This window comes from Paenibacillus sp. SN-8-1, assembly GCF_050995535.1.
GTDB lineage: Bacteria > Bacillota > Bacilli > Paenibacillales > Paenibacillaceae > Fontibacillus.
In genome coordinates, this window is the sequence record NZ_CP194782.1 from 82,501 (window position 1) to 106,313 (window position 23,813).

Genomic DNA, 23,813 nt, shown 5'->3' on the forward strand with positions numbered 1-23,813 from the left:
AGGCCGAAAGGCGTAGTCGAAGGACAACAGGCCCTAATTCCTGTACCACCGTAATCCGTTATGAGCGATGGGGTGACGCAGCAGGGTAGTGACGCAGACTGATGGATGTCTGTCCAAGCAGTGAGGCTGGTGTGTAGGCAAATCCGCACACCGTTAAGGCTGGGCTGTGATGGGGAGTGAAAATTACAGTAGCGAAGGTCATGATCTCACACTGCCAAGAAAAGCCTCTAGTCAGGAGAAGGTGCCCGTACCGCAAACCGACACAGGTAGGCGAGAAGAGAATTCTAAGGCGCGCGGAAGAACTCTCGTTAAGGAACTCGGCAAAATGACCCCGTAACTTCGGGAGAAGGGGTGCCCCGGTAGTGTGAATAGCACGAGGGGGCCGCAGTGAAAAGGCCCAAGCGACTGTTTAGCAAAAACACAGGTCTGTGCGAAGCCGCAAGGCGAAGTATACGGGCTGACGCCTGCCCGGTGCTGGAAGGTTAAGGGGAGTGGTTAGGGAGTAATCCCGAAGCTATGAACCGAAGCCCCAGTAAACGGCGGCCGTAACTATAACGGTCCTAAGGTAGCGAAATTCCTTGTCAGGTAAATTCTGACCCGCACGAATGGCGTAACGACTTGGGCGCTGTCTCAACGAGAGATCCGGTGAAATTTTAATACCTGTGAAGATGCAGGTTACCCGCGACAAGACGGAAAGACCCCATGGAGCTTTACTGCAGCTTGATATTGGACTTTGATACGATTTGTACAGGATAGGTGGGAGCCTAAGAAGCAGGAGCGCCAGCTTCTGTGGAGGCAACGTTGGGATACCACCCTGATCGTATCGGAGTTCTAACCTGGTACCGTAATCCGGTATGGGGACAGTGTCAGGTGGGCAGTTTGACTGGGGCGGTCGCCTCCTAAAGAGTAACGGAGGCGCCCCAAGGTTCCCTCAGAATGGTTGGAAATCATTCGAAGAGTGCAAAGGCATAAGGGAGCTTGACTGCGAGACTGACAAGTCGAGCAGGGACGAAAGTCGGGCTTAGTGATCCGGTGGTACCGCATGGAAGGGCCATCGCTCAACGGATAAAAGCTACCCTGGGGATAACAGGCTTATCTCCCCCAAGAGTCCACATCGACGGGGAGGTTTGGCACCTCGATGTCGGCTCATCGCATCCTGGGGCTGAAGTAGGTCCCAAGGGTTGGGCTGTTCGCCCATTAAAGCGGTACGCGAGCTGGGTTCAGAACGTCGTGAGACAGTTCGGTCCCTATCTGTCGTGGGCGTAGGAAATTTGAGAGGAGCTGTCCTTAGTACGAGAGGACCGGGATGGACGCACCGCTGGTGCACCAGTTGTTCCGCCAGGAGCACAGCTGGGTAGCTAAGTGCGGAAGGGATAAGCGCTGAAAGCATCTAAGCGTGAAGCCCCCCTCAAGATGAGATTTCCCAGTATGTAAGACCCCTTGAAGACGACGAGGTAGATAGGCTGGGGGTGGAAGTGCAGCAATGCATGGAGCTGACCAGTACTAATCGGTCGAGGGCTTATCCAACAAAGCTCGGAAGGACGCAGTCCAAGAAGAGCAATCGCAAGTTCGTTTCGTATCTAGTTTTCAGGTGATCAAGCCTGAACCGATTTTAAGCTGCAAGCCTTGATAAGGTCTGATATTTTCTCGCAGCGATGAGTTTTCTAAAGTCGGATATTTTCCTGAAGTGATTCAGGGAGTATTGACCCGGAAAAATCCCGTTTGGTAGCGATGGCGGAGGGGTTCCACACGTACCCATCCCGAACACGACCGTTAAGCCCTCCAGCGCCGATGGTACTTGGACCGCAGGGTCCTGGGAGAGTAGGACGCCGCCAAGCACAAGAGTAAGAGCACTACCTTATGGTAGTGCTCTTTTTGTTTATAATACGGTCTTAATGCAGATATTAGCTATGTTCGAGCTGGATAGCTTTATTTTTAAGGAGAAAAGGATATTGGTGGCAGCATGAAGAAGTACGAGTCTCTTCTCGGATGTTCTCATTACGTGTTGACAGCCTATATCCCCTTTGCTAAGATAGTACAAATATATTCCCGTGAGATGAGATCTACGGCCGTCAAGACTATAGAGATGCAGGCCGATGGGACAATAGAGCTGAGGAGGGATACCCTGGTGTGGGAAAGTAAATTTACCAAAGAAGGTCTTACTTTTGATGATGTGCTCCTGATTCCTAGAAAGTCTAATGTTTTGCCAAAAGAAGTGGATGTATCCACAAGATTGAGCGATAAGGTCAAGCTTAACATTCCATTGATTAGCGCAGGCATGGATACAGTTACTGAAGCGGCTCTTGCTATCGCAATTGCTCGTGAAGGTGGGATCGGGATTATCCATAAGAATATGCCAATTGAGCAGCAAGCGGAAGAGGTAGACCGTGTTAAACGTTCAGAGAGCGGAGTTATTACGAATCCTTTCTCGCTTACGCCGAATCATTTGGTGACGGATGCTGAGCAGGTTATGGGCAAATTCCGTATCTCTGGTGTACCTATCGTTGATGAGGATCAGAAGCTGGTAGGTATTCTCACTAACCGCGACCTCCGGTTCATTCACGATTATAACATCGAAATCAAACAGGTCATGACTCATGAGAATCTTGTTACTGCACCTGTAGGAACCACTCTTCAGCAAGCAGAGGTTATTCTACAGCAGCATAAGATTGAGAAGCTTCCGCTGGTCGATGAGAATAATGTCCTCAAGGGTCTGATTACGATCAAGGATATTGAGAAGGCTATTCAGTTCCCAAATGCAGCGAAAGACGCTCAGGGACGCCTGTTGGTAGGAGCGGCTGTTGGGATCTCCAAGGATACTTTTGATCGGACGGACGCCTTGGTTAAAGCCGGAGTGGATGTAATTACCGTAGACTCGGCACACGGTCACCATATCAACATTGTGGATGCGGTTCGCGAGCTGCGTACTCGTTATCCTGAACTGACTATTATTGCAGGGAATGTAGCGACTGGGCACGCTACCCGTGATCTGATTGAAGCTGGCGCCAGTGTAGTGAAGGTCGGAATTGGACCTGGATCAATTTGTACAACACGTGTTGTATCCGGTATCGGTGTACCGCAAGTCACGGCTATCTACGATTGTGCTACGGTTGCACGCGAGTATGGTATTCCAATTATTGCAGACGGAGGTATCAAGTACTCCGGTGAAATACCTAAGGCTATCGCCGCAGGTGCTCATGCGGTAATGCTTGGAAGCTTGTTCGCAGGAACAGAAGAGAGCCCGGGTGAGTCTGAGATTTATCAAGGACGCCGCTTTAAAGTATACCGCGGTATGGGTTCATTAGCGGCCATGAAGCAAGGCAGTAAGGACCGTTACTTCCAAGATGATGACAAGAAGCTTGTGCCTGAGGGTATTGAAGGACGGGTAGCTTACAAAGGGCCGCTATCCGACACGATTCATCAGCTTATCGGCGGCCTGCGTTCAGGTATGGGCTATTGTGGAACGGCTAATCTGGACGAGCTTCGTGATGAGACGGAATTTGTTCGTATAACGGGTGCGGGTCTGCGTGAGAGCCATCCTCATGATGTGCAAATCACGAAGGAAGCACCGAACTATTCGCTATAATTTTCGGAAATGGTTGGTAATCAAGGTCAGGCAGGACGAATTTCGTTCTGCCTGTCTTTTTTTTGCTGCATACCCTGTGTTAGAATGGAACAAGTAATTGATTGAGATCATGAGGGGAGCTTAAAGGTAACTTGAAACCGATAGAAATGAACACGAAGCCTAAACGGCGTATCCTTCGCAAGAGTGTAACGTCGCTTTTGATGGTTAATATGTTGTGCTTATCCATTATTCCCGCACTAACTCTGGCTGAAGGACAGGCCATAGCTGCACCAAGCAGTAAGTCAACGGCAAAGTCAACAGCATCAACAGATAAATTAGGACTTAATGTAAGGTCAGCGATTCTGATTGAGGCAACTACCGGGCAGGTTCTGTACTCCGTCAATGGGGACGAGGCTATGCCGCCGGCCAGTATGACCAAGATGATGACGGAATATATTGTTGCCGAGCAGGTTAAACAGGGCAAACTTAAATGGAGCGATGTTGTAACGGTTAAAGAGAACGCCGCGAAGCAGATCGGTTCTCGTGTCTTCCTTGCAGAGGGAGATCAGCACACTGTGGAAGAGCTGTATATCGCAATGGCTATCGCTTCTGCAAATGATGCAACTGTAGCCCTGGCAGAGCGTGTAGGGGGTACAGAGCAGGAATTCGTTAAGATGATGAATGCGGAAGCGAAGCGTATGGGCATGAAGACAGCTTATTTTGCCAATTCCACAGGTCTTAATGTCGGAGATATGCCGGAGGGCTACCGCCCAGAGAACCCGAAAGAAACAGTTATGTCTGCAGAGGACGCCGCTACGCTGGCTAAATACATTGTAACGGATCACCCGGACTTCACTCGTTTTACTACGATGCAATCATACAAATTCCGCGATCGCGATAAAACTCCATTGGTGAACCTCGACTGGATGCTAGAAGCAAATAAGTCGAATATTAACTTCAAGCAGTACGCCTATCCTGGATTGGATGGTCTAAAAACAGGGCATACCGAGAATGCGGGGAACTGCTTCACAGGTACAGCGGTACGTAACGGCGTTCGTCTCATTAGTGTAGTTATGGGAACTGATGCGAACTCACAGAAGTCCCGTTTTGTCGAGACCAAGAAGCTGCTTGATTATGGCTTTGATAACTTTGAGGTCAAACAAGTTGTTGCTCCAAAAACTACAGTTAAAGGTGCAGAGCAGGTTAGTGTGAAGAAAGCAACCAATACCGATGTTCCTGTAGTTACGGACCAGGCCGTAAGCTTTGTGGTGCAAAAGGGTGCCGATCTTAAAGGAATCAAGTCCACCGTGAAATGGCTGGATAAGGATAAGCTGACGGCTCCGCTGCCAAAAGGCACCAAAGTCGGAACCATAACTTATACCTACAAATCGGATAGCTCTTCGGCTCCGGCAGAGAAGACCGTTAATTTGATCACGGCTGAGGAAGCGGAGAAAGCCGGCTGGTTCAAGCTCTTGCTTCGTGCAATTGGTCAATTCTTTGTAGACTTGTTCAATGCGATCAAGAATTTATTCTAATTCTAGGGTCTATATATTTTGAACTAGAGACTGCATGAGTGATTACCTGGCACCAGCCGGTAGTCCTGCGTATTTAGTTCATGCCATAAGGTTGTGTAATTTAAGCTAATCTTGTAAAATAACAAGTTAGATCAAAGCACGATTTTTGAGTGATATGGATTAGAAATTTGTTTATATATTCGGGAGGTATGGAACAATGGAAACTGGAACATCTCGTGTAAAAAGAGGTATGGCTGAAATGCAAAAAGGCGGCGTCATTATGGACGTCATGAATGCTGAGCAAGCTAAGATTGCTGAGGCAGCTGGTGCAACGGCTGTTATGGCGCTTGAGCGTGTACCCTCTGATATTCGCGCTGCTGGCGGGGTAGCCCGTATGGCTGATCCTACCATTGTGGAAGAAGTTATGAAAGTGGTAACTATTCCAGTAATGGCTAAAGCCCGTATCGGACATTTTGTTGAAGCTAAGGTACTCGAATCTCTCGGCGTTGACTATCTCGATGAGAGTGAAGTACTGACACCTGCTGATGAAGTGTATCACATCGACAAACGTGAATTTACCGTTCCATTTGTATGTGGAGCCAAAGACCTTGGCGAGGCTCTTCGCCGTATCGGTGAAGGCGCGTCCATGATCCGTACTAAAGGTGAACCAGGAACGGGCAACATTGTAGAAGCGGTACGTCACATGCGTCTGATTAACAGCCAAATCCGTAAGATCACTAACATGTCGAAGGACGAGCTGTATGCAGAAGCCAAGAACCTTGGTGTAGCTTATGATCTGCTGCTTGAAGTCCATCAGAACGGCAAGCTTCCAGTCGTTAACTTTGCCGCGGGTGGCGTAGCTACTCCGGCAGATGCTGCCTTGATGATGCATTTGGGCGCAGACGGCGTATTCGTAGGTTCAGGTATTTTCAAATCAGAGTATCCTGAGAAATTCGCACGCGCTATTGTAGAAGCAACCACTCACTACACAGACTATAAATTGATTGCTGAAGTCTCCAAGAACATCGGTACACCGATGAAAGGTATCGAAATCTCTAAATTGACTGCTGCTGAGCGTATGAGTGACCGGGGCTGGTAAGCCCTGGTTCTTCGGCAAATCCAATACTTGGCTTGATATAGAAGGATGATGAGCGTTATGAAAATAGGAGTATTGGCGCTGCAAGGTGCCGTTGCCGAGCATATCAGAAGCATTGAACGTACTGGGGCCGAGGGCGTCGCTGTTAAGCACACGCATCAGCTCAAGGAGATTCAAGGCCTGATTATTCCCGGCGGAGAGAGTACGACAATCGGTAAGCTGATGAGAAGATATGAGTTCATAGATGCGATTCGTGACTTCTCAGCTGAAGGTAAGCCGCTCTTCGGAACATGTGCGGGGCTAATCGTGCTTGCTAAAGAGATCGAGGGTGGAGAAGAAGCTCACCTTGGTCTGATGGATATTCGTGTCTCAAGGAATGCATTCGGACGCCAGCGTGAGAGTTTTGAGACCGATCTGGATGTAAAAGGGATTGATAATCCCGTTCGGGCTGTGTTCATTCGTGCGCCTCTGATTACTTCAGTTGGTAAAGGTGTGGATGTTCTTTCTACCTATAAAGACGAAATAGTCACTGCACGGGAAGGGCATATGCTTGTTAGTTCCTACCATCCAGAGCTTACAGAAGACTTTTCACTTCATCAATATTTCGCCGATATGGTAAGGCAGTATAATTAAAGATTTGAAACTAACTACATCTGGTCAGGAATACGCTAATTCCGTCCGGGTGTAGTTCAATTTTAGCCGATAATCGGAGTCCTGCGCGGACTGAACTGAAGAATTGTACGCTCATTTGTGCTATGTTCCTATTGGGAGCATGCGGTGAGGGTCCTCATCTTGTTCATTCTGTACAGTCAAGGCTGCTGCCCTAGGAGGGACTAGTTATGTTAGATGTAAAGATATTAAGAAATGAATATAGTCGGGTTGAAGAAGCCCTTCAGAAGCGTGGCAAGTCACTTGATCTGATCTCAGGCTTCCCGCAGCTGGATGAGAAACGCCGTGAACTTCTTCAAGAAAGCGAACAGCTGAAGAACCGCCGTAATGTAGTGTCAGCGGAGGTAGCTAAGCGTAAGAAGAATCGGGAAGATGCGGATGAGCTCATTACGGAGATGCGTGAGGTGGGTGACCGGATCAAGGCTCTGGACGATGAGGTACGGGAGCTTGAAGCTAGAATCGATGAGCTTACCATGGCTATCCCGAACATTCCAAATGAAAGCGTACCTGTTGGTTCCTCTGAAGAGGATAATGTAGAGATCCGCCGCTGGAGTGAACCGCGCAAGTTTGATTTTACGCCTAAGGCCCACTGGGAACTGGGTGTGGATTTAAATATCCTTGATTTCGAAGCGGCCGCTAAAGTAACGGGTTCCCGGTTCACCTTCTACAAGGGCCTCGGTGCCCGCTTGGAGCGTGCTCTGATCAGTTTTATGATGGATCTTCACAGCAATGAGCATGGCTATGAGGAGATGCTTCCTCCGTATATTGTGAATCGCGACAGCTTATATGGCACGGGGCAGCTGCCGAAATTTGAAGAAGACCTGTTTAAGCTTCGGGATACCGAATACTACCTGATTCCAACAGCTGAAGTGCCGGTTACCAACTATCACCGTGATGAAATTCTGAATGTTGAGGATCTTCCCCGCAATTATGTTGCGTACAGCTCTTGCTTCCGCTCTGAGGCGGGTGCATCCGGACGTGACACCAGAGGATTAATTCGCCAGCACCAATTTAATAAGGTTGAGATGATTAAAATCGTCCATCCTGAGACATCCTATGAAGAGCTTGAGAAGATGACTCAGAACGCAGAGCGTGTACTCCAGCTTCTTAACCTGCCTTACCGTGTTCTTGCGCTCTGTACAGGCGATATGGGCTTTACTGCGGCCAAGACGTATGACCTTGAGGTATGGCTGCCTGAGAGCGGGATGTACCGTGAAATTTCCTCCTGCTCGAATGTTGAGGACTTCCAAGCGCGCCGAGCGAATATCAGATTCCGTCCTGAAGCAAAAGCCAAACCGGAATTTGTGCATACGCTGAATGGATCAGGGCTTGCCGTGGGCCGTACGGTTGCGGCTATTCTTGAGAATTATCAGCAAGAGGACGGCAGTATCGAGATTCCCGAGGTTCTTCGTCCTTACATGGGAAATATAAATTATATTTCTCCAAAGAAATAGTTGCTTAGTAAGACAACTCATGATATAATCTAATTTGTCACGTGTTAAGCGTGAGAAATTAGATTGACTTGGAGAGGTACCGAAGCGGTCATAACGGGGCGGTCTTGAAAACCGTTAGGGTGCAAGCCCACGTGGGTTCGAATCCCACCCTCTCCGCCATATTACTTTCAACTTAACTACAGTGATTAGACAGGGCTTATTCCTTAGGGAATAGGCCCTTTTAGTTGTTCGATTTCAGCGCTAGGACTGAATAATAAAGGCAGGATCTCGGTAAATTAAATGTGGGCATGAGATTGAACTACACAAGCCTAGGAGGGACAACAATGAGCAAACCGAAATCCATGGCTGTGCCAGGAGTGCAGCCGAACACAGGTAGACGTCGCAAGGAGGAAGGAGCGGGTGGACCCGAGCCCCTCTCCGGATCGAAGAAAGTGAAGAACCGTAATCACGTTGACCATCATAACCGTCAAGGGGGCTAACCCTCTAATTTGCCCGATTTCGGGCAAATTAAGTCTATTTTGCAAGAATATTGGGTTTAAACAAGACATTAGGCTAAATTAATGGCATAATAAAGATAGGGTTACTGCGAACCTGGTGGATAGTATTCTAGGAAATGGAGAGATGAGACAAAAGATAATCGAAAGGAAAGTGATGCAATGAATGAACTCACAAAAGATTTAATGCATGACCAATCCCTTGGAATGATGCCGCGGCCGGCTCGGCAGCATAGTAAGCGTTCTTTGGGGAGTATCCTACTTAGGTGTATGTTTATAATTATAGGGGCTGTGTGCTACGCCGTCGCACTTGAGCTGTTTTTGGTTCCTAACAACATTACGGACGGTGGGGTCACCGGGATATCCGTTATCGCCTCGCATTTCACAAGTTTGCCACTGGGCATTTTCTTATTTCTGCTTAACCTCCCCTTTCTCATCGTAGGATACAAACAAATCGGAAAGACCTTTGCCTTCTCCACTCTTCTAGGTATCATTGTTATGTCCGTCTCTACCCTACTTCTTCATTCTGTACAGGCCGTTAGTCAGGAAACCACGTTAGCCTTTGTGTTTGGCGGTATGCTTCTCGGTTTGGGCACGGGTATCGTTATACGTGCGGGTGGATCACTGGACGGAACTGAAATCATTGCTATTCTCATTTCTCGTAAGACCCCATTCTCTGTAGGCGAGATCATTATGATTCTCAACGTATTCATTCTTGGCGGTGCAGGCTTTGTATTTGGCTGGGATTCGGCTTTATTCTCCATTCTTGCTTACTATATTGCTTTTAAAGTCATCGATATTACGATTGACGGGCTTAATGAGTCAAAATCGGTGTGGATCATTAGTAATAATATTGATGAGATCGGCGACGCCATTATCAGCCGTCTAGGGCGCGGTGTTACATATCTGTCCGGTGAGGGCGGGTTCTCGGGTGATCCGAAGAAAGTTATTTTTTGTGTAGTTACACGTTTGGAAGAAGCTAAGCTCAAAGAGATTGTGAATCACTTTGACGAACGAGCTTTTCTTGCAGTTGGAAACATTCATGACGTGAAGGGCGGCCGTTTCAAGAAAAAAGATATTCATTAATTCTAGAAAAGGGTTTCTCTTCCAGCGGAAATGGTTTATCATATTAAATGTATTTGTCACAATTTAGGGGAATAAAGAGGGGAGAACTTCATGCGTAAGATTATGGGATTGACCCTGACGTTGCTGTTGTCAGTGGTCCTAGTTTTGTCAGGTTGCAGCAGTAAGAAAGATCCAAAAGAGGCTCTACAAGGAGCTGCTACAAATGCACTAAAAATGGATTCTTATGTTCTTAAGAACGAAATTAAAATTAAGGATCTTTCCGTGAATATGGCTCAAAGTAACGAACAGGTTGGATCTGTCGTTAATATGTTGAAGGATGCTGAGATCAATGTCAGCCAAATTTACCAAAAGGATCCTATGCAAACCGAAGCTACACTTGAAGTTAAGCTTAAAGGTGACGTAGCCACTACAATTACAATTCCTTTTGTAACAACAAAAGAGAAGATGTATGTGAAAATTCCTAAAGTACCGTTTTTCCCGATTCCAGACAGCGTAGTGGGTAAATTCCTGGTGCTTGATTACAAAGAACTGGCTGCTCAAAGCGGTAATGAAGTTAAGCTCGATACGATTGACCTTAACAAATCACAAAAGCTGGTTTCTGAAATAGCTAATGCGGTATTCGCTGAATATGATTCTGCTAAATACTTTAAAGATGTAGATTCTAAAGATGCAGCTCTTCCGAATGGATTTAGCGCGAAGCAAGTGGTTCAGTTCAATGTTACGAACGACAATGTTAAAGATGCGGTAACCATCTTCGTGAATAAAGCTCTTCCTAAGATCTTGGACATCATTAGCAAAGATGAATATCGTGAAATGTTACAAGTAACGAAAGAGGATATCGATCAGGCTAAGAAGGAAATTCAATCCGGCAGCCAAGCTGAACTGAGCAAAGCGCTTGATGAAATGAAGAACCATTTGAAGATCAACCAATTTACTGTGAACACAGCGATCGATAAGAACGATTTCCCGGCATACCAGAACGTGAATGCCAATGTTGAGATCAACGATCCGGATACTAAAGACAATGTGAAAATTGCAGTTGAGGCAAAAAGCACATTTACAAACATCAATGAGAAACAAAAATTTGTAATTGGGATTCCGACAAATACAATTACTATGGATGAGCTGCAGCAGGAGTTTGGAGCTGCTGGTCTAGAATAAGAATTTAGACCTTTTCTAAATAAAGAACCCGTGCCATTAGGCACGGGTTCTTTATTGTTCAGTTTTAGGGGGCTTCGCGCGAAGCTTGCGGAAGAATTGAGTCAGCAGGCTTGCGCATTCGGTCTGGAGAATACCGTTAGTCACTTCTGTCTGATGATTAAATCTTGATTCCTGCAGCAGATTCATTAGAGTTCCGGCACAGCCGGCTTTCGGGTCCGTAGTGCCATATAGCACATGTGGAATACGGGCTTGTACAATAGCTCCTGCACACATAGGGCAGGGCTCCAAAGTGACATACAATCTGCAATTTAGAAGTCTCCACGATCCAAGGTGATTGCTTGCCTCACGAATGGCAATAATCTCGGCGTGAGCGGTAGGGTCATAAGCCGTCTCCCGAAGATTATGTCCACGACCTATGATCTCCTGATCACGGACTACAATAGCTCCTATAGGTACTTCTCCAATAGCCTCTGCTTTGAGAGCTTCAGCAATGGCTTCTTTCATCCAGTATTCATCGGTAAACATGGTTAAATGACTCCCTTTTTCATCCTATGATCTGATGGTTATTCTGCGAACAGGCATTCGTTGTGAACAGCCTGTGCGTAAGTATGTGCATAAGTCTTATGTTATCAACAGAGTTATACACAGGTTAATAATTTTTGTGTGTAACTAAGGGCAAACTGTGGGTAACTATAAATGAACAAGGATTGAAACTTGATCCATATTCAATTCGGAATGTCTTTGCAAAAAGTGTCGTTAAAGGTATTATGATAGGAGAGTTATTCCAAATTTCGGCAGGCAATTAGGCCGAGGAGTGAGCAGCGAATTGTCCATAAAAACCAAACTATCCATTATCATTTCTTTTCTGGCCGTGGTTCTTCTGTCTTTGAATATTATTCTCAGCTACTTTACCACGCAAGAAAACCTGCGTAAAGACAGTGAGAACAAAATCATGCTTACTGCCAAGCAAATCGCAATTGCTGTCGAACAAAGCGGCTTTGGTTCTGAATATGTCGAAAGACAAATCACCCAGAAGCTGAAGCTGGCTTCTCTTTTGGCTGTCAAAGAGCTGAATCCCGATATTAATCAGGTGACCAGTCAGCAGCTGGCTAATTTGGCAAAGAAAGCTGGCGTAACAGGTATATCCTTATTTGTAAAAACCACGGATGACATCGTGGCGGCCAAGTCATCGGAGCCCCAGGAAATCGGGTTATCCACGAACAAATGGGGTTATTGGTATGCTGCATTAAATCAGCTGTTCAGTCTACAACCTGTTAAGGTAGAGCAAGGGCAGAAATCCGAGCATTTCTGGTCGGGTCCGTTCGAATATTCATCCACGGCGCCAGATAGTATTGTAAAGTGGGGCTATTATTATGACGGAACGAGCAATTATATTATAGATCCTTATATTCGCAATTTGGACATGGATAGCTTCTTTGAGGTCCTGAATCCGGAGAGGATTATAGCCAAGACCCAGGATGCCAATACGAACGTACTAGATATTACGGGTATAAATTTAACCCGATTTGAAGAGGCTGTTACGCAGGGAATTCCACTTCAAAGAGGCCTCTCGGTAGAAATGAAGGACAAGCCTCTTGTATTCGGTAAGTATAAATACCCGAGTCCCGAGGCGGACCTGAAGGTTCTGAAGGAAGCTATCCATAACGGGCAGAGTGCCCAGTACGACGTTAAGATTGATGGGAAAAGGGTAATTAAGAGCTTTATTCCAATTAAGGATAACTCCAATTATACGTATGTAATCCGGATTATCTCCAGCTATGATCCTATTTATTCTGTCATTTCCAAGCAGATGATTAGCCAAATCTCTATTTCACTGGTTCTTTTGGAGATTGTGATTTTTGCAAGTTATATTCTTGCCGGTCTGCTGATTAGGCCAATTCAAGACATTCTGCTAAAAGTGAATGGGATGGCAGATGGGGACTTCGAGACTCAGCTTGAGGTTTCACGCAAGGATGAGCTTGGGCTGCTTGCAGCCAGGATTAATGCCATGGGTGGGAACCTTGCCCGGTATACACAAGATCTAAATGAAATGAACGATGAGAACCGCTCTGTCAAGGAGCACCTGGAGTCCATTATTCGTCAAACGGCGGATGCCATTCATCTGACTGATCCTGAGGGCAAGATTATACGTGTAAATAAGGCATTTGAACAGCTTTATGGCTGGACAAGTGAGGAGGTTCAGGGAGTCTGCCTGTTCAATATTCCTGAATCGCTTCGTCAGGAGGAGTCGCTCTGGAAGAAGAAGCTGAGTGAAGGAATACCAGTCTACTCAGCAGAGACTGTCCGTCTGACGAAGGAAGGAGCGGAGGTCCGGGTCAGCATCAGTGAATCCCCGATCTTTGACGAAGAGGGGCGGATCACCGCATATGTAATCATTTCCAGAGATATGACGGAACGTAATAAGATGGAGGAGCTTCTGCGCCGCTCTGAGAAGCTGACTACAGTAGGTCAGCTCGCCGCAGGGGTGGCCCATGAAATACGAAATCCATTGACGACGCTGAAGGGATTCTTGCAGCTGCAGCTGCAGACGAAGAAGCTTAATTCCCAGCATACAGATCTAATGTTGTCGGAGCTGGATCGAATCAACCTAATCGTTAGTGAGTTTCTGATTCTGGCTAAGCCTCAGGCTGTTCACTTCCAGGTGAAGGATATTCGTTATATTCTGGGTGACGTTATTTCTCTTCTCGATAGTCAGGCGCACCTTCATAGTATAGAATTCTCCATGAACTTTTCGGTGGAGGCTCTGCTTGTTCATTGCGAAGAGAATCAGCTGAAGCAAGTATTCATTAATCTGCTCAAAAATGCGATGGAGGCCATGCCAGATGGCGGGACAATTCATATGGAGACGTGGCGGAGGGAGCCGGATAGCGTCATGATTCGTATCATTGATGAAGGAGAAGGCATCTCCAAAGAGGCCTTGGCCAAGCTCGGGGAGCCCTTCTTTACGAATAAGGAGTCTGGCACGGGGCTTGGGCTTATGATTAGCCAGCGGATTATTGAGAGTCACAAGGGCACAATGGATATTGAAAGCGAGCTGGGCCGGGGGACGACGGTGACAGTAGCCTTGCCGAGTGGTGAGCAACCAAGGTAACATGTAGGAATAGTGCAGCCAGATGAGTAAAGAAAAGGTGTGAATTTTGTGCGGATTAATAAATTTATTAGCGAGTCAGGGTATTGTTCCCGGCGAGAGGCTGACAAGCTGGTGGAAGCAGGGAAGGTTACGATCAATGGTGTAGTTGCTCTTCTGGGGAGTCAGGCCGAAGAGGGCGATGATGTCCGTGTGAACGGACAGCCTTTGACGGACAAGGAGAAGCATGTGTATTTAGCCCTTTATAAGCCAGTCGGCATTACAAGCACAACTGAGCGTCATGTACAAGGCAACATTGTGGACTTCGTGGGACACGAGAAAAGGATCTTTCCGATTGGCCGTCTCGACAAAGATTCTGAAGGGCTCATTCTTATGACGAATGATGGGGATATCGTTAATCGTATTCTTCGGGCTGAAGGAAAGCATGAGAAGGAATACATCGTAACGGTGGATAAGGCTATTAGCCCATACTTCGTAAGGGCCATGTCGGAAGGGGTAAGAATTCTTGGAGAAATGACGCTCCCATGTACAGTTACCCGAATGTCAGACCGGGTGTTTCGAATTATATTAACCGAAGGCAAGAACAGGCAGATCCGGCGAATGTGCAGCGCTTTGGGATATGAGGTAAGGCGCCTGCAGCGGATCCGGATTATGAATATTCACCTGGGTACCCAAAAAAGCGGCACATGGCGGGAGTTGACCGCTCAAGAGAAGCAGGACTTGGGACGCCAGCTGAACTATACCCTTACCTGATTCACGACTTATCTGAAGATTACCTAGCCCTTTCTGCACTAAAGGCCCCAACAGTTCAAGATGAGCTGTTGGGGCCTTTGGTTAAGGTGTAGAGGTAACGCCCTGCTGGGCATTATTTTGATACTTACGAAGAATCGAGACTTCCACGCGGCGGTTCTTAGCCCGTCCTTCCTCCGTGCTATTCGAGGCGACCGGATGATACTCGCCATATCCTGTGCTGACAAACTTCCTTGGATCCAGCTTACTGTTGAGAAGCAGAATTTTCATAAAGTTAAGCGCTCTTCCCGAACTGAGATCCCAGTTCGAGTCAAATTGTTGGTTAGAGATTGGAACATTATCCGTGTGACCGGACACGATAATGTCATAGTCCGGGAAGCCTTCTAGCATGACAGAGATGGCTTTAGCCAGCTGCTTGGATTCAGGCTTGACCGTGTCATCCCCGGAAGCGAACAGAGCCTTGTCGCTAATGGTAATCGTTAACTGGGACTGATTCAGCTTCGTATCCAGCTGGGATGACAGTCCGTTGACTTTGATGTAGCTGTCCATTTGCTTCTTCAGCTTCTCCAGATCTTCTTGCTCCTGACGCATAAGCTCGCTTCGCTTCTTGCTCATCGACATACTCTGGGTGCTCTGCTGAGCTGAACTTTCCTGTGGTGTATTCGTATCTGTTCCTTCACTTGAGCTCTTATCCATTACGCCTACACCGCCATTCAAAGCGATGCTAAAGGCCTTGCTCATCTGTTCAAACTTCTTGGCGTCCGTGGAGCTCATTCCATACAGTACAATAAACAGGGCGAGCAGCAGGGTGAGAAGGTCGGCATAAGGAATCAGCCAGGATTCGTCGGCATGTTCCTCATGCGGTTCATGTCTATTCTTTTTGCTCACCGGTCGTCTCCTCCTTATCCTGAAGCTTGGCACGTTCAGTTGGAGTTAGGAAGACCGCCAGCTTCTGCTGAATGGCAATAGTGGAGACACCAGATTGGATGGAGAGGAGTCCCTCGACCATCATAAGACGGATTTCAATTTCACGTTTGGAGATACGTTTGAGCTTATTGGATATAGGATGCCATAAGACGTAACCTGAGAATATCCCGAGCATGGTGGCTACGAAGGCTCCGGCGATCGCATGTCCCAGCTTCTCCATATCAGTCATATCAGCCAACGCCGCGATCAGACCGATAACGGCACCGAGTACCCCGAGCGTAGGAGCATACATCCCGGCTTGGGAGAAAATTAAGGCACCGGCGCGGTGGCGTTCTTCGGTAGCAGCGATGTCCTCGGCAAGCACATCACTGACAAATTCTTGATCATTACCGTCGATGATCATCCGCATTCCACCCCGGAGAAAGTCGTCATCGATCTCTTCAACCTTGCTCTCTAGAGCAAGAAGTCCTTCACGGCGGGTAATGGAAGCCCATTCCATGAACAGCGTAATCAATTCAGGTTTGGTGATCATTTTGGGCTTAACAAATAGTAATTTAAGAAGCTTCGGAAACTTCTTCAGTTCTGAAGCCGGGAAACCGACAAAGAGTGATGCTGCGGTACCTACAAAAATGATGATATAAGCCGCCGGGTTATTTACCAGGTTGATGATGGGTGCGCCTTTGAGTATCATACCCACGACAATTGCCACAAGACCCAGTACTAGTCCTATAAGTGTTGATATTTCCATTAATACACCTCGTCCATGAGATAGAATTGAATCCTTTCAGTCTTTCCGGCATCCTTCCGTCAAGACAGTTTCTAGACAGAAACCACAGGAACTTGCAGCCTTCTTTCTGTAAGAAACGGTTTACCTACTTTATCGACAGATTTCCTTTTTTTTTTAAGATGAATTTTCAGTTATAATGAAAAGAGTGGTTCTTAAGTAGAGATCTAGGAAGGCGGAGAGCATAGATGGGCGTAAAACACGCAAGAGATTACGGAGATATTCTGGCAGAATTAACAGCTGCGGTAGGATTGATTGAGGATAGTTATGTTTTCTTTGAAATGGAGGCTGACGATTGGGAAAGACTGTCTGAGGAGGACAGACGCGAGGTCCACGAGGCTTTAGCTGAGGACCTGTTCTATGGTCTGGGGACAGAGCCGGTTATCACGGTAGGCAGTGGTGTGATTATGCTTGATTCCAGCCTGCACCGGATCAACATCCTGGTTGGGGATACGGAGCTTGCTACCGTTCTTCTGGTGTAGACATACACATTAACCTGGATGTGGATTTAAGCCTTATGTCGTGTTAATATATCGTGAGAAGCGTTATCGTTTAGGTCCTTAAGTTCTGTTCTGGGTATTTAGTGGGAAGAGGGATCTGCGATACAGGCGGGTACACGGGTCATAAGAAGATGTGAAGGACAGCCGGTTCTTAAGTCAATCCAGGACAGTTCGGACGTTGTATAGAATAGGGAGGAAATAGGATGCCATTTACACCTCAAGAAGTGGAAGCGCACTTAATTAATCTGGAAGGATGGGAGATGGAAGAGGAAAGATGGATTGTGCGTAAATATGTATTCTCAAACTTCATGAAGGGCATTGCCTTTGTAGACGAAGTTGCGGCTATCTCGGAGGCTTTCAATCATCATCCATTTATCACTATAGACCATAAGACCGTGACGCTCCGTCTAACCTCTTGGGAAGCTGGCGGGATTACTGCAGTGGATATCAAGGAAGCCCAGCAGTATAACGAGGCTTTTGAGAAGGCACGCTCGGCTGAGTAAATAACGCAATAGGAAGATGAATTACTGCGTGGGGCTTACACCGCCATACAGAGCGGTTAAAGGGCACCAGATTTGGATTCCAAACTTAAGTCATATTGCGGACCTCATGCCGTGTGTTGCGATGGAACAGCAGAGGTTCTTACATATTTCAGGGGCAGATTCCCTCAGAATAGCAGAGAAGCGCATATCCAATAAAAAACACGCCCTCCGGAATACGCTTACAGCGTAAAAGAGGGCGCGCTTTGATTTAGTTATTTTTTTGCGGCAAGCCATTCCGCTACATTGGCAATCTCTTCGGGCTTCAATTTGTCTTTGAATGACGGCATGGCGTCTTTACCCTTGGTAACTGTGGTAAAAATTTGCTCATTGGTCAACTGCGCACCGACCTTTTGCAGACTAGGTCCAACCTTACCCTCAAGCTGATCACCGTGACAGCTGATACAGTTGGCTTTGACAGTAGCTTCTGCCTTGGCTGCATCCAACGTGACCTTCGGCATAGTAGGCTTATTCTCCTGTGCTACTTGTTCTTTACCCGGCAGGTTGAACATGAGCACGATGGCCAAAGCGCACGCGATAAAGAACAAACCGCTCATGATCCACTTTTGCATTCCAATCGTCCCTCCTATGTATGATACCTTCTCTCATTATAACGGAACATCCTGTTTGATCATAGCATTTGTGACAAAAAAACAAACAAGTTGTTCACTTTGACTTATTTCATCAGCCGGAGTGCGATTGGTCATTGTGATATACCATGCAGTAGAAAGGCTTCATTCCATCCGGAGTCCGCCGCTCATATTGGTCCGTGATTTGGAACCCCGCCTTCTCATAGGTACGAATGGCCCGCTCATTCCATGTAAGGACTTCCAGATCCACCTCATGATGCGGATAGCGGCGCAGGGCCTCATGGACGACAGCCTGTACGAACGACTTACCCCGTCCCTGCCCACACCAATCAGGCCGCATTCCAATCCCTAAGCGGGAGACACCCACCATGGGAAAGATCTGCGCAAATCCGGCTAACTCCCCTGTATTCGCAAGAACAGACACGTACTGCTCCCGGCGAAGCTGCGGGTCCCCAAATTCAATCTCAAGCGATTTCATTTGTTCCCAGGAGTCAAAGCTGTAGATATCATAAGGCGGGTCGTAGACCCAGGAGCAGATGTCTTGTGCGTGGGATTCTTCCATAGGAATAACCTTGAAGTACGAAGAGCTATTCATCAAAAGGAGTACCTCATTTCGTTCTGATCTAATTCATTTAGAATATGAATATTCAATTGTGTTTTATATAGAGAAAATTTCGAAAAAAAAAGAACTAAATATGTGTTTTCACACGTTTAACCCCTATGGCAGTGGGTAAATATAGAATAAGCAAATATATGGAATAAAATTATTTATTCATTCGAAATGTCTGAAACCTTTTACAGTTAACACACGTTTTAGAAGTAGGTACTAAGGAAGCAAAAAGACCGCAGGCGATTCCGGCAAGAATCGTGCGGTCCACGCGGATGTAAATTCCATTTGAGGGAATGGAGTTTACAGGTTCACAGCATATTTAGTGTATTTGGCTTGGCTGAGAACACGTTTAGCTCCAACGTAGCGTTTGCTGTAGTAGCTGCTGCTGAGACGGTCAATATGGATGCCTTTTGAGGAAGAGGCGTGTGCGAATTGGCCGTTTCCAATGAATACTCCGACATGAGATACACCGGTACCGAACGTATTAAAGAAGACAAGATCTCCTGCTTTCAACTGGCTCTTCGCCATAACTGGAGAACCTTGATGAAATTGAGCTTTGGATTGACGGGCAAGTGTTACACCCATCTTCTTGAACACAAAAGATGTAAATCCGGAACAATCGAAACCACTTGAAGTTACGCCACCCCATTTATACGGAGTACCGTATACACTCTTCACCGTATGAGTTAGTGTGGAATCTGCGAAAGCGCTACCTGTTCCAAGTGTGAACAATAATGCCAAGCTCGTTGCCGCTGCTGCTAGTTTCTTTCTCAAGTTGTTAAACTCCTTCCAAGGCCTGCGAGGTTAGCTTGAGGATTCGGTTGAAGGTTCCCTATGACCCCTTTAATGCAAGATCAATTCACCCATAACTGGTTCCCCCGTTTCCCAGGTGCGTGGGAATTCGGCTGATTTGTTGGTTTAGTGCACCTGAACTGAAAATCCTCGAGATAACGAGATTTCAGGACCCAGCGTTCACGGGAAGTGCTTGTATGACTCTTGTAATGAACATCAAGACAGCCTTCAGAACGCTCCGACATATGACAGTAATAATTACAAAGTTGTTACTAATTCCTTGACTATTGTACCAAAGGCCCCAAGCTTTGGCAAGTTGGATCTCACTTTTTATGTCAAAAAAACATATGATTACGATTTATTTGTCGAAAAATTGGTTAATACTAACTAAAATCCCTAGTTTTGGGCAAACAAAAACCCGCAAGATTCCGGCAAGAATCACTGCGGGCGGGCCAAGGGAACTGCTTATTCTACATCGTCGTTGTCTTTAGAGGAATCGGCAACAGATTGAAATACTTCGTTGCTCATAATACGCTTAGCTCCAACGTAGCGGTTGGTGTAGTAGCTATCACTCAGCTTGCTGATGGTAACGCCCTTTGAGGAAGAGGCGTGTGCGAATTTGCCATTACCGACATATACACCCACATGTGACACACCATTACCAAAAGTATTGAAGAATACCAGATCTCCGGCTTTCAATTCATCTTTCGATACGGCCTTGCCCATTTTGAATTGGGAGCCAGATTGGTGAGGAAGGTTTATTCCCAGTTTGTCAAATACATACATCGTAAAGCCTGAGCAATCGAAGCCGCTAGTGGTAGTTCCACCTGACTTATACTCCGTGCCAATTACTTTGTCCACGACTTTGTCCAGCTTGGAGTCTGCGAAAACGCTTCCAGTCCCAAGTGTGAACAAAATGGACATAGATACTGCTGCAACTACAAGTTTCTTCTTCAAAAGCGGTTAAACTCCTTCCAATGCCTGCGAGGTTAGCTTAAGGATTCGGTTGAAGGTCCCCTATGATCCCTCCGTTGCGAGATCAATTCACCCAAAATTGGTTCCCCCGTTTCCCGGTGCCCGGGAATTCGGCTTGATATCTGTGCACCTATAACAAGAATACGACATGGAAGTCGAATATCCTGCTGTGACAAAAAAATAATTACAATGTTGTTACTGTCTGTTCATAATTCACATTGTAGCAAGGGAGGTATCTTTTGGCAATGGTTACTTGCGAGATTTCCCGGAGGGTTGAAAGAAAAAGGGCCTCCGCAGAGAAGCGGAAGCCTTGGTGGACGCGGGTTTAAGGAAGATGGAGGTAGTTCTCAATTCTTCTCATTCCAAAGGTGATATTGCGAGGCTATGTGCCAAATACTGAGAGTCGTGCGAATGAAAGGATAGGTTTGCTGAAGGATAAGGGCGAGAAATCCGGTCCAGATCCAGGATGCTGTACTGAAAGCACCGAATAGAAGCAGGGCTGTTCCGCCTAGGAACAGAGATATTCCCGTAACGATAAGCAGTCGCCGCAAGCAGCTTAGGATAGAGGAGAACATTCCCCGCCCGAAGATATAACCGAACTGTGCATATAGAAGAAGCTGATGGATGAGATAGCCATAAATCAGCCAACCCAGAATATATATAGCAGTATAGAGGAGCGGATAGCCGCCAGTCTGTATACCCTGTACAAGAAGATCCAGCACCTTCGGTCCGATCCAGTAAGCAGGACCTAGAACAAGGATGAGCTCTATGAGGTAAAAGATGGTGACCGGCTTCCACAGCCGGCCAATCCCTTGGAAGAACACCAGACCGGCTCCGTCCGGGGTTAGCGGACGAAGTCCATACAGAATTCCTGCCTGAATGAGCGGCGTAAGCAGTATTCGCAGGATGAACATGCCGGCAAGAAGCCAGAAGTACAGATGCACCTCTGAGCTGTATTTCAGCTCCAGCTGGCCTTCAATAAGAAATAGAATGCGGCTCAGGTCGCTCGGCGCTGGATCGGGGTAGCGCTGCAGAAGCGGAATAATGGCAGAATTGATCAGCCTATAGAGAAATACACCCCACAGCAGCTGATATAGAAATAGGATAATGACGACCGGAAACTGTTCCTTGGTACTTTGCCATCCGTTACGAATGTATCTCATTCTACTATTGGTCACCTCACCATGAGAGCAATCCAAGTAGGGACTCCACTACTTTGGTTATGCCCAGATTCCACCGCGTGCCTGTCTTCTCTTCCACTTCTGCCTTCAGATAGTTATTGATATGCTTGTTCTCCAGCACCAGGGTATAGCCGGGATCAATCATAGCCCAGGCCAGAGGCTGTTTGTACCGCAGCTTGTAGACAATCTGACTCTCATCGCCCTTCCAGGTCTTGCGCACGATTTGTCCATCTTTAAAGCTGAATAGAATGGGGACCTCCGGATAGCTTCCGCCGAGTCTGCTGATCTTCACGACAGACTCATATAGCGGGCCAGCGCTGGTCTGTACGGGGTTCACTGTAATGGAATCAACCGAGTAGTTCGTCATTTGTCCGCTGTATACATATTGATTGAAGTAATCTTTCCATGACCGCCCGGTAACCTGTTCAACGATTCTCTGAAAATCAGAGGTTGTGGGATGCTTGAAGCGGTACTTGGCACTGTAGCGGGCCATGATCTTGTTCATGGTGCTGGTTCCAACCTGACGTTCAATGCCGAGCAGCACGAGCTTGCCGCGGGTATATACATTTTGGGCATAGGTGTCAGAAGATGCGTATTTCCATGCTTCCAGGGGCAGTGCGGCTGGCTGATTCACGAAGCTTGCCTGCACAGGCAGATTAGGCTTAATCCCATAGGCGCTCTCCATGAGTTTGTCCTCGGCATAAGAGGTGAATCCCTCATCGAGCCATGCTTCCTCAAATTCGTTACTGGCGATCATACCGTAGAAATACTGGTGGCCGATTTCATGCACCACGGTTCTCTCCAGCTCATACCCGGGCGATTCCGAGGTGGCTCCGAAGGCGGTAACGAGGGTCGGATATTCCATTCCACCCGCACCATTGCCGCTTGCCGGGGGTACAACGATGGATAAAGTCGAATAGGGATAACGGCCATACCAATTGCTGTAGGAAGACAGAGCGGCCTTAGCCGCATAGAAGTAACGGTCCTTCAGGTCCTTGTGAAGCGGGTCGAGATACAGCTTGATCCGTACACCGGGAACCTCGGCTGAAGAGAAAGGCTCCTCTGCATAGACAAAGTTCGGGGAAGCAGCCCAGGCAAAGTCATGTACATCGTCAGCATAGAACTGATAAATCTTGCGATTCTGCTTGACGACTGCGGTCTTGGTGGGAAAGCCGGTCGCTGCGACGATATAGGAGCTTGGCACATTGATCCGTACGCTGAAGATACCGAAATCGGAATAGAATTCCGAGCTTCCGTGATATTGATGAAGGTTCCAGCCTTCGGAGGTACGGCCTCTTGTTCCTGCTGGCTCATACACACTTAATTTAGGGAACCACTGACCGGCCATCACGAAGTTATCTGCTGTACCCATGCGGGCGAATACTTTAGGGAGCTGGACCTCAAAGTTAATGAGGAGGGTGATGCTCTCTCCACCTTGAACCGGACGGGGAAGGCGAACCTTAACCAGGGTCTGGTCCTTCGTATTCCCATCATCAGGCTGAACATACTGAAGACGGTGAATCAAGGAGATGCCGTCGGTGGTCCGGATTCCGGTCAGCTTCATGGAGCCCCATCCATCCTTCGGCATGGTGTCCCCTCGAAGCTTGCCTCCGGATTCTTTCATGAAGGTCGTATCCTTGGAAGCGAAGGCGTTCGGATACAGGTGAAAGTAGAGCTCGCTCACGGGTTGTCTACCCGGGTGCTTCCAAGTCACACTTTCAGTGCCGATTAAGGTGCGTTCCTTCTCATCCAGATTCACATCGATGTGATATTCGGCAACGCGGTCACTAAGCTGCTCCGTACCTGGAGTGCCGATACTCTCTGGTGCCTTGGGCTGATCTTGCGGGAGCTTGCCCATTTCTGGTGCAAATGAGGGCTGGGCAGGGGCGGGTGTCAGACTGAGCCATACAGCGCCGCCGATAACAATAAAGCTGAGAATGGAAATGAGTATAATTTTGATCCGTGGTGGGGTCATTCTTGGATACCTCCCGTTGACAAGCATCTAAGGCATGTATAT

Annotated in this window: 21 protein-coding genes, 1 tRNA gene, 2 rRNA genes and 2 riboswitches (1 of these 26 running past the window's edge); of the genes, 15 read left to right on the forward strand and 9 right to left on the reverse strand. The window is 47.2% G+C overall.

Annotated elements, in window-relative coordinates; translation table 11 throughout:
* The 11 genes from ACRRNK_RS00385 to ACRRNK_RS00435 form a co-directional block, all read left to right on the forward strand.
* Positions 1-1,527, forward strand: a 23S ribosomal RNA gene (locus ACRRNK_RS00385) (it extends 1,405 nt beyond the left edge of the window).
* 194 nt (positions 1,528-1,721) lie between these two features.
* Positions 1,722-1,838 (forward strand): 5S ribosomal RNA (gene rrf, locus ACRRNK_RS00390).
* A 290-nt stretch (positions 1,839-2,128) separates the two neighbouring features.
* Complete coding sequence (gene guaB, locus ACRRNK_RS00395) at positions 2,129-3,586, forward strand: IMP dehydrogenase (protein ID WP_433944892.1); 1,458 nt, start codon at positions 2,129-2,131, stop codon at positions 3,584-3,586.
* 131 nt (positions 3,587-3,717) lie between these two features.
* Entirely contained in the window at positions 3,718-5,100 is a 1,383-nt protein-coding gene (locus tag ACRRNK_RS00400; protein ID WP_433944893.1) for a D-alanyl-D-alanine carboxypeptidase family protein, read from the forward strand.
* Positions 5,101-5,296: 196 nt separating this feature from the next.
* Positions 5,297-6,178, forward strand: coding sequence for a pyridoxal 5'-phosphate synthase lyase subunit PdxS (gene pdxS / locus ACRRNK_RS00405; protein ID WP_127200813.1), 882 nt, complete (start codon positions 5,297-5,299; stop codon positions 6,176-6,178).
* A 57-nt stretch (positions 6,179-6,235) separates the two neighbouring features.
* Positions 6,236-6,808, forward strand: a complete 573-nt coding sequence (gene pdxT, locus ACRRNK_RS00410; protein ID WP_433944894.1) for a pyridoxal 5'-phosphate synthase glutaminase subunit PdxT — start codon at positions 6,236-6,238, stop codon at positions 6,806-6,808.
* Positions 6,809-7,014: 206 nt separating this feature from the next.
* On the forward strand, positions 7,015-8,298 hold the full coding sequence (gene serS / locus ACRRNK_RS00415; protein WP_433944895.1) for a serine--tRNA ligase: 1,284 nt from the start codon (positions 7,015-7,017) through the stop codon (positions 8,296-8,298).
* 70 nt (positions 8,299-8,368) lie between these two features.
* A tRNA-Ser gene (locus tag ACRRNK_RS00420) sits at positions 8,369-8,457 on the forward strand.
* A gap of 164 nt (positions 8,458-8,621) precedes the next feature.
* A complete protein-coding gene (locus ACRRNK_RS00425) occupies positions 8,622-8,777 on the forward strand; it encodes a small acid-soluble spore protein P (protein ID WP_127200810.1) in 156 nt (51 codons plus the stop codon).
* Positions 8,778-9,002: 225 nt separating this feature from the next.
* Positions 9,003-9,878: a YitT family protein gene (locus ACRRNK_RS00430; RefSeq protein WP_433946752.1), complete on the forward strand. Its 876-nt coding sequence runs from the start codon at positions 9,003-9,005 to the stop codon at positions 9,876-9,878.
* Positions 9,879-9,968: 90 nt separating this feature from the next.
* Positions 9,969-11,039, forward strand: a complete 1,071-nt coding sequence (locus ACRRNK_RS00435) for a DUF6612 family protein (RefSeq protein WP_433944896.1) — start codon at positions 9,969-9,971, stop codon at positions 11,037-11,039.
* 51 nt (positions 11,040-11,090) lie between these two features.
* Here the strand turns inward: ACRRNK_RS00435 and tadA are convergent, their stop codons facing one another.
* Positions 11,091-11,564: a tRNA adenosine(34) deaminase TadA gene (tadA, locus tag ACRRNK_RS00440; RefSeq protein WP_433944897.1), complete on the reverse strand. Its 474-nt coding sequence runs from the start codon at positions 11,562-11,564 to the stop codon at positions 11,091-11,093.
* 301 nt (positions 11,565-11,865) lie between these two features.
* Between tadA and ACRRNK_RS00445 the strand changes: the two genes are divergently transcribed.
* Complete coding sequence (locus ACRRNK_RS00445; protein ID WP_433944898.1) at positions 11,866-14,151, forward strand: ATP-binding protein; 2,286 nt, start codon at positions 11,866-11,868, stop codon at positions 14,149-14,151.
* A 48-nt stretch (positions 14,152-14,199) separates the two neighbouring features.
* Complete coding sequence (locus ACRRNK_RS00450) at positions 14,200-14,901, forward strand: pseudouridine synthase (protein WP_433946753.1); 702 nt, start codon at positions 14,200-14,202, stop codon at positions 14,899-14,901.
* A gap of 81 nt (positions 14,902-14,982) precedes the next feature.
* On the opposite strand, the gene motB is transcribed toward ACRRNK_RS00450, so the two are convergent.
* Both motB and motA read right to left on the reverse strand, forming a co-directional pair.
* The gene (gene motB, locus ACRRNK_RS00455) at positions 14,983-15,786 is read right to left on the reverse strand and encodes a flagellar motor protein MotB (RefSeq protein WP_433944899.1); all 804 of its coding nucleotides are present in this window, start codon (positions 15,784-15,786) and stop codon (positions 14,983-14,985) included.
* The gene (gene motA / locus ACRRNK_RS00460) at positions 15,770-16,573 is read right to left on the reverse strand and encodes a flagellar motor stator protein MotA (protein ID WP_433944900.1); all 804 of its coding nucleotides are present in this window, start codon (positions 16,571-16,573) and stop codon (positions 15,770-15,772) included. The genes motB and motA overlap by 17 nt, the downstream gene beginning before the upstream one ends.
* A 224-nt stretch (positions 16,574-16,797) precedes the next feature.
* Here motA and ACRRNK_RS00465 point away from each other — a divergent pair, with 224 nt between their 5' ends.
* Positions 16,798-17,091: a hypothetical protein gene (locus ACRRNK_RS00465; RefSeq protein ID WP_433944901.1), complete on the forward strand. Its 294-nt coding sequence runs from the start codon at positions 16,798-16,800 to the stop codon at positions 17,089-17,091.
* 221 nt (positions 17,092-17,312) lie between these two features.
* Positions 17,313-17,612 (forward strand): 4a-hydroxytetrahydrobiopterin dehydratase, encoded by a 300-nt coding sequence (locus ACRRNK_RS00470; RefSeq protein ID WP_433944902.1) that lies wholly within the window; start codon positions 17,313-17,315, stop codon positions 17,610-17,612.
* A 251-nt stretch (positions 17,613-17,863) separates the two neighbouring features.
* On the opposite strand, the gene ACRRNK_RS00475 is transcribed toward ACRRNK_RS00470, so the two are convergent.
* From ACRRNK_RS00475 to ACRRNK_RS00500, 6 genes are all read right to left on the reverse strand, one after another.
* A complete protein-coding gene (locus ACRRNK_RS00475) occupies positions 17,864-18,220 on the reverse strand; it encodes a c-type cytochrome (protein WP_433944903.1) in 357 nt (118 codons plus the stop codon).
* A 112-nt stretch (positions 18,221-18,332) separates the two neighbouring features.
* Entirely contained in the window at positions 18,333-18,836 is a 504-nt protein-coding gene (locus ACRRNK_RS00480) for a GNAT family N-acetyltransferase (protein WP_433944904.1), read from the reverse strand.
* Positions 18,837-19,148: 312 nt separating this feature from the next.
* Positions 19,149-19,622: a C40 family peptidase gene (locus ACRRNK_RS00485; RefSeq protein WP_433944905.1), complete on the reverse strand. Its 474-nt coding sequence runs from the start codon at positions 19,620-19,622 to the stop codon at positions 19,149-19,151.
* A 4-nt stretch (positions 19,623-19,626) separates the two neighbouring features.
* Positions 19,627-19,765, reverse strand: a riboswitch (cyclic di-AMP (ydaO/yuaA leader).
* Between the two features lie 340 nt (positions 19,766-20,105).
* A complete protein-coding gene (locus ACRRNK_RS00490; protein WP_433944906.1) occupies positions 20,106-20,597 on the reverse strand; it encodes a C40 family peptidase in 492 nt (163 codons plus the stop codon).
* Positions 20,598-20,603: 6 nt separating this feature from the next.
* A riboswitch (cyclic di-AMP (ydaO/yuaA leader) is annotated at positions 20,604-20,741 on the reverse strand.
* A gap of 221 nt (positions 20,742-20,962) precedes the next feature.
* Positions 20,963-21,778, reverse strand: a complete 816-nt coding sequence (locus ACRRNK_RS00495) for a hypothetical protein (protein WP_433944907.1) — start codon at positions 21,776-21,778, stop codon at positions 20,963-20,965.
* A gap of 16 nt (positions 21,779-21,794) precedes the next feature.
* Positions 21,795-23,771, reverse strand: coding sequence for a M1 family metallopeptidase (locus ACRRNK_RS00500; protein ID WP_433944908.1), 1,977 nt, complete (start codon positions 23,769-23,771; stop codon positions 21,795-21,797).
* Positions 23,772-23,813: the final 42 nt, after the last annotated feature.

Bases quoted from the DNA above. Each gene is read 5' to 3' on its own strand.
- ACRRNK_RS00435 (WP_433944896.1), top strand. From the start codon at position 9,969: ATGCGTAAGATTATGGGATTGACCCTGACGTTGCTGTTGTCAGTGGTC.
- pdxS (WP_127200813.1), top strand. From the start codon at position 5,297: ATGGAAACTGGAACATCTCGTGTAAAAAGAGGTATGGCTGAAATGCAA.
- tadA (WP_433944897.1), bottom strand. From the start codon at position 11,564: ATGTTTACCGATGAATACTGGATGAAAGAAGCCATTGCTGAAGCTCTC.
- pdxT (WP_433944894.1), top strand. From the start codon at position 6,236: ATGAAAATAGGAGTATTGGCGCTGCAAGGTGCCGTTGCCGAGCATATC.
- ACRRNK_RS00470 (WP_433944902.1), top strand. From the start codon at position 17,313: ATGCCATTTACACCTCAAGAAGTGGAAGCGCACTTAATTAATCTGGAA.
- ACRRNK_RS00495 (WP_433944907.1), bottom strand. From the start codon at position 21,778: ATGAGATACATTCGTAACGGATGGCAAAGTACCAAGGAACAGTTTCCG.
- ACRRNK_RS00475 (WP_433944903.1), bottom strand. From the start codon at position 18,220: ATGCAAAAGTGGATCATGAGCGGTTTGTTCTTTATCGCGTGCGCTTTG.
- ACRRNK_RS00500 (WP_433944908.1), bottom strand. From the start codon at position 23,771: ATGACCCCACCACGGATCAAAATTATACTCATTTCCATTCTCAGCTTT.
- serS (WP_433944895.1), top strand. From the start codon at position 7,015: ATGTTAGATGTAAAGATATTAAGAAATGAATATAGTCGGGTTGAAGAA.
- ACRRNK_RS00430 (WP_433946752.1), top strand. From the start codon at position 9,003: ATGCCGCGGCCGGCTCGGCAGCATAGTAAGCGTTCTTTGGGGAGTATC.
- ACRRNK_RS00425 (WP_127200810.1), top strand. From the start codon at position 8,622: ATGAGCAAACCGAAATCCATGGCTGTGCCAGGAGTGCAGCCGAACACA.
- motA (WP_433944900.1), bottom strand. From the start codon at position 16,573: ATGGAAATATCAACACTTATAGGACTAGTACTGGGTCTTGTGGCAATT.
- ACRRNK_RS00465 (WP_433944901.1), top strand. From the start codon at position 16,798: ATGGGCGTAAAACACGCAAGAGATTACGGAGATATTCTGGCAGAATTA.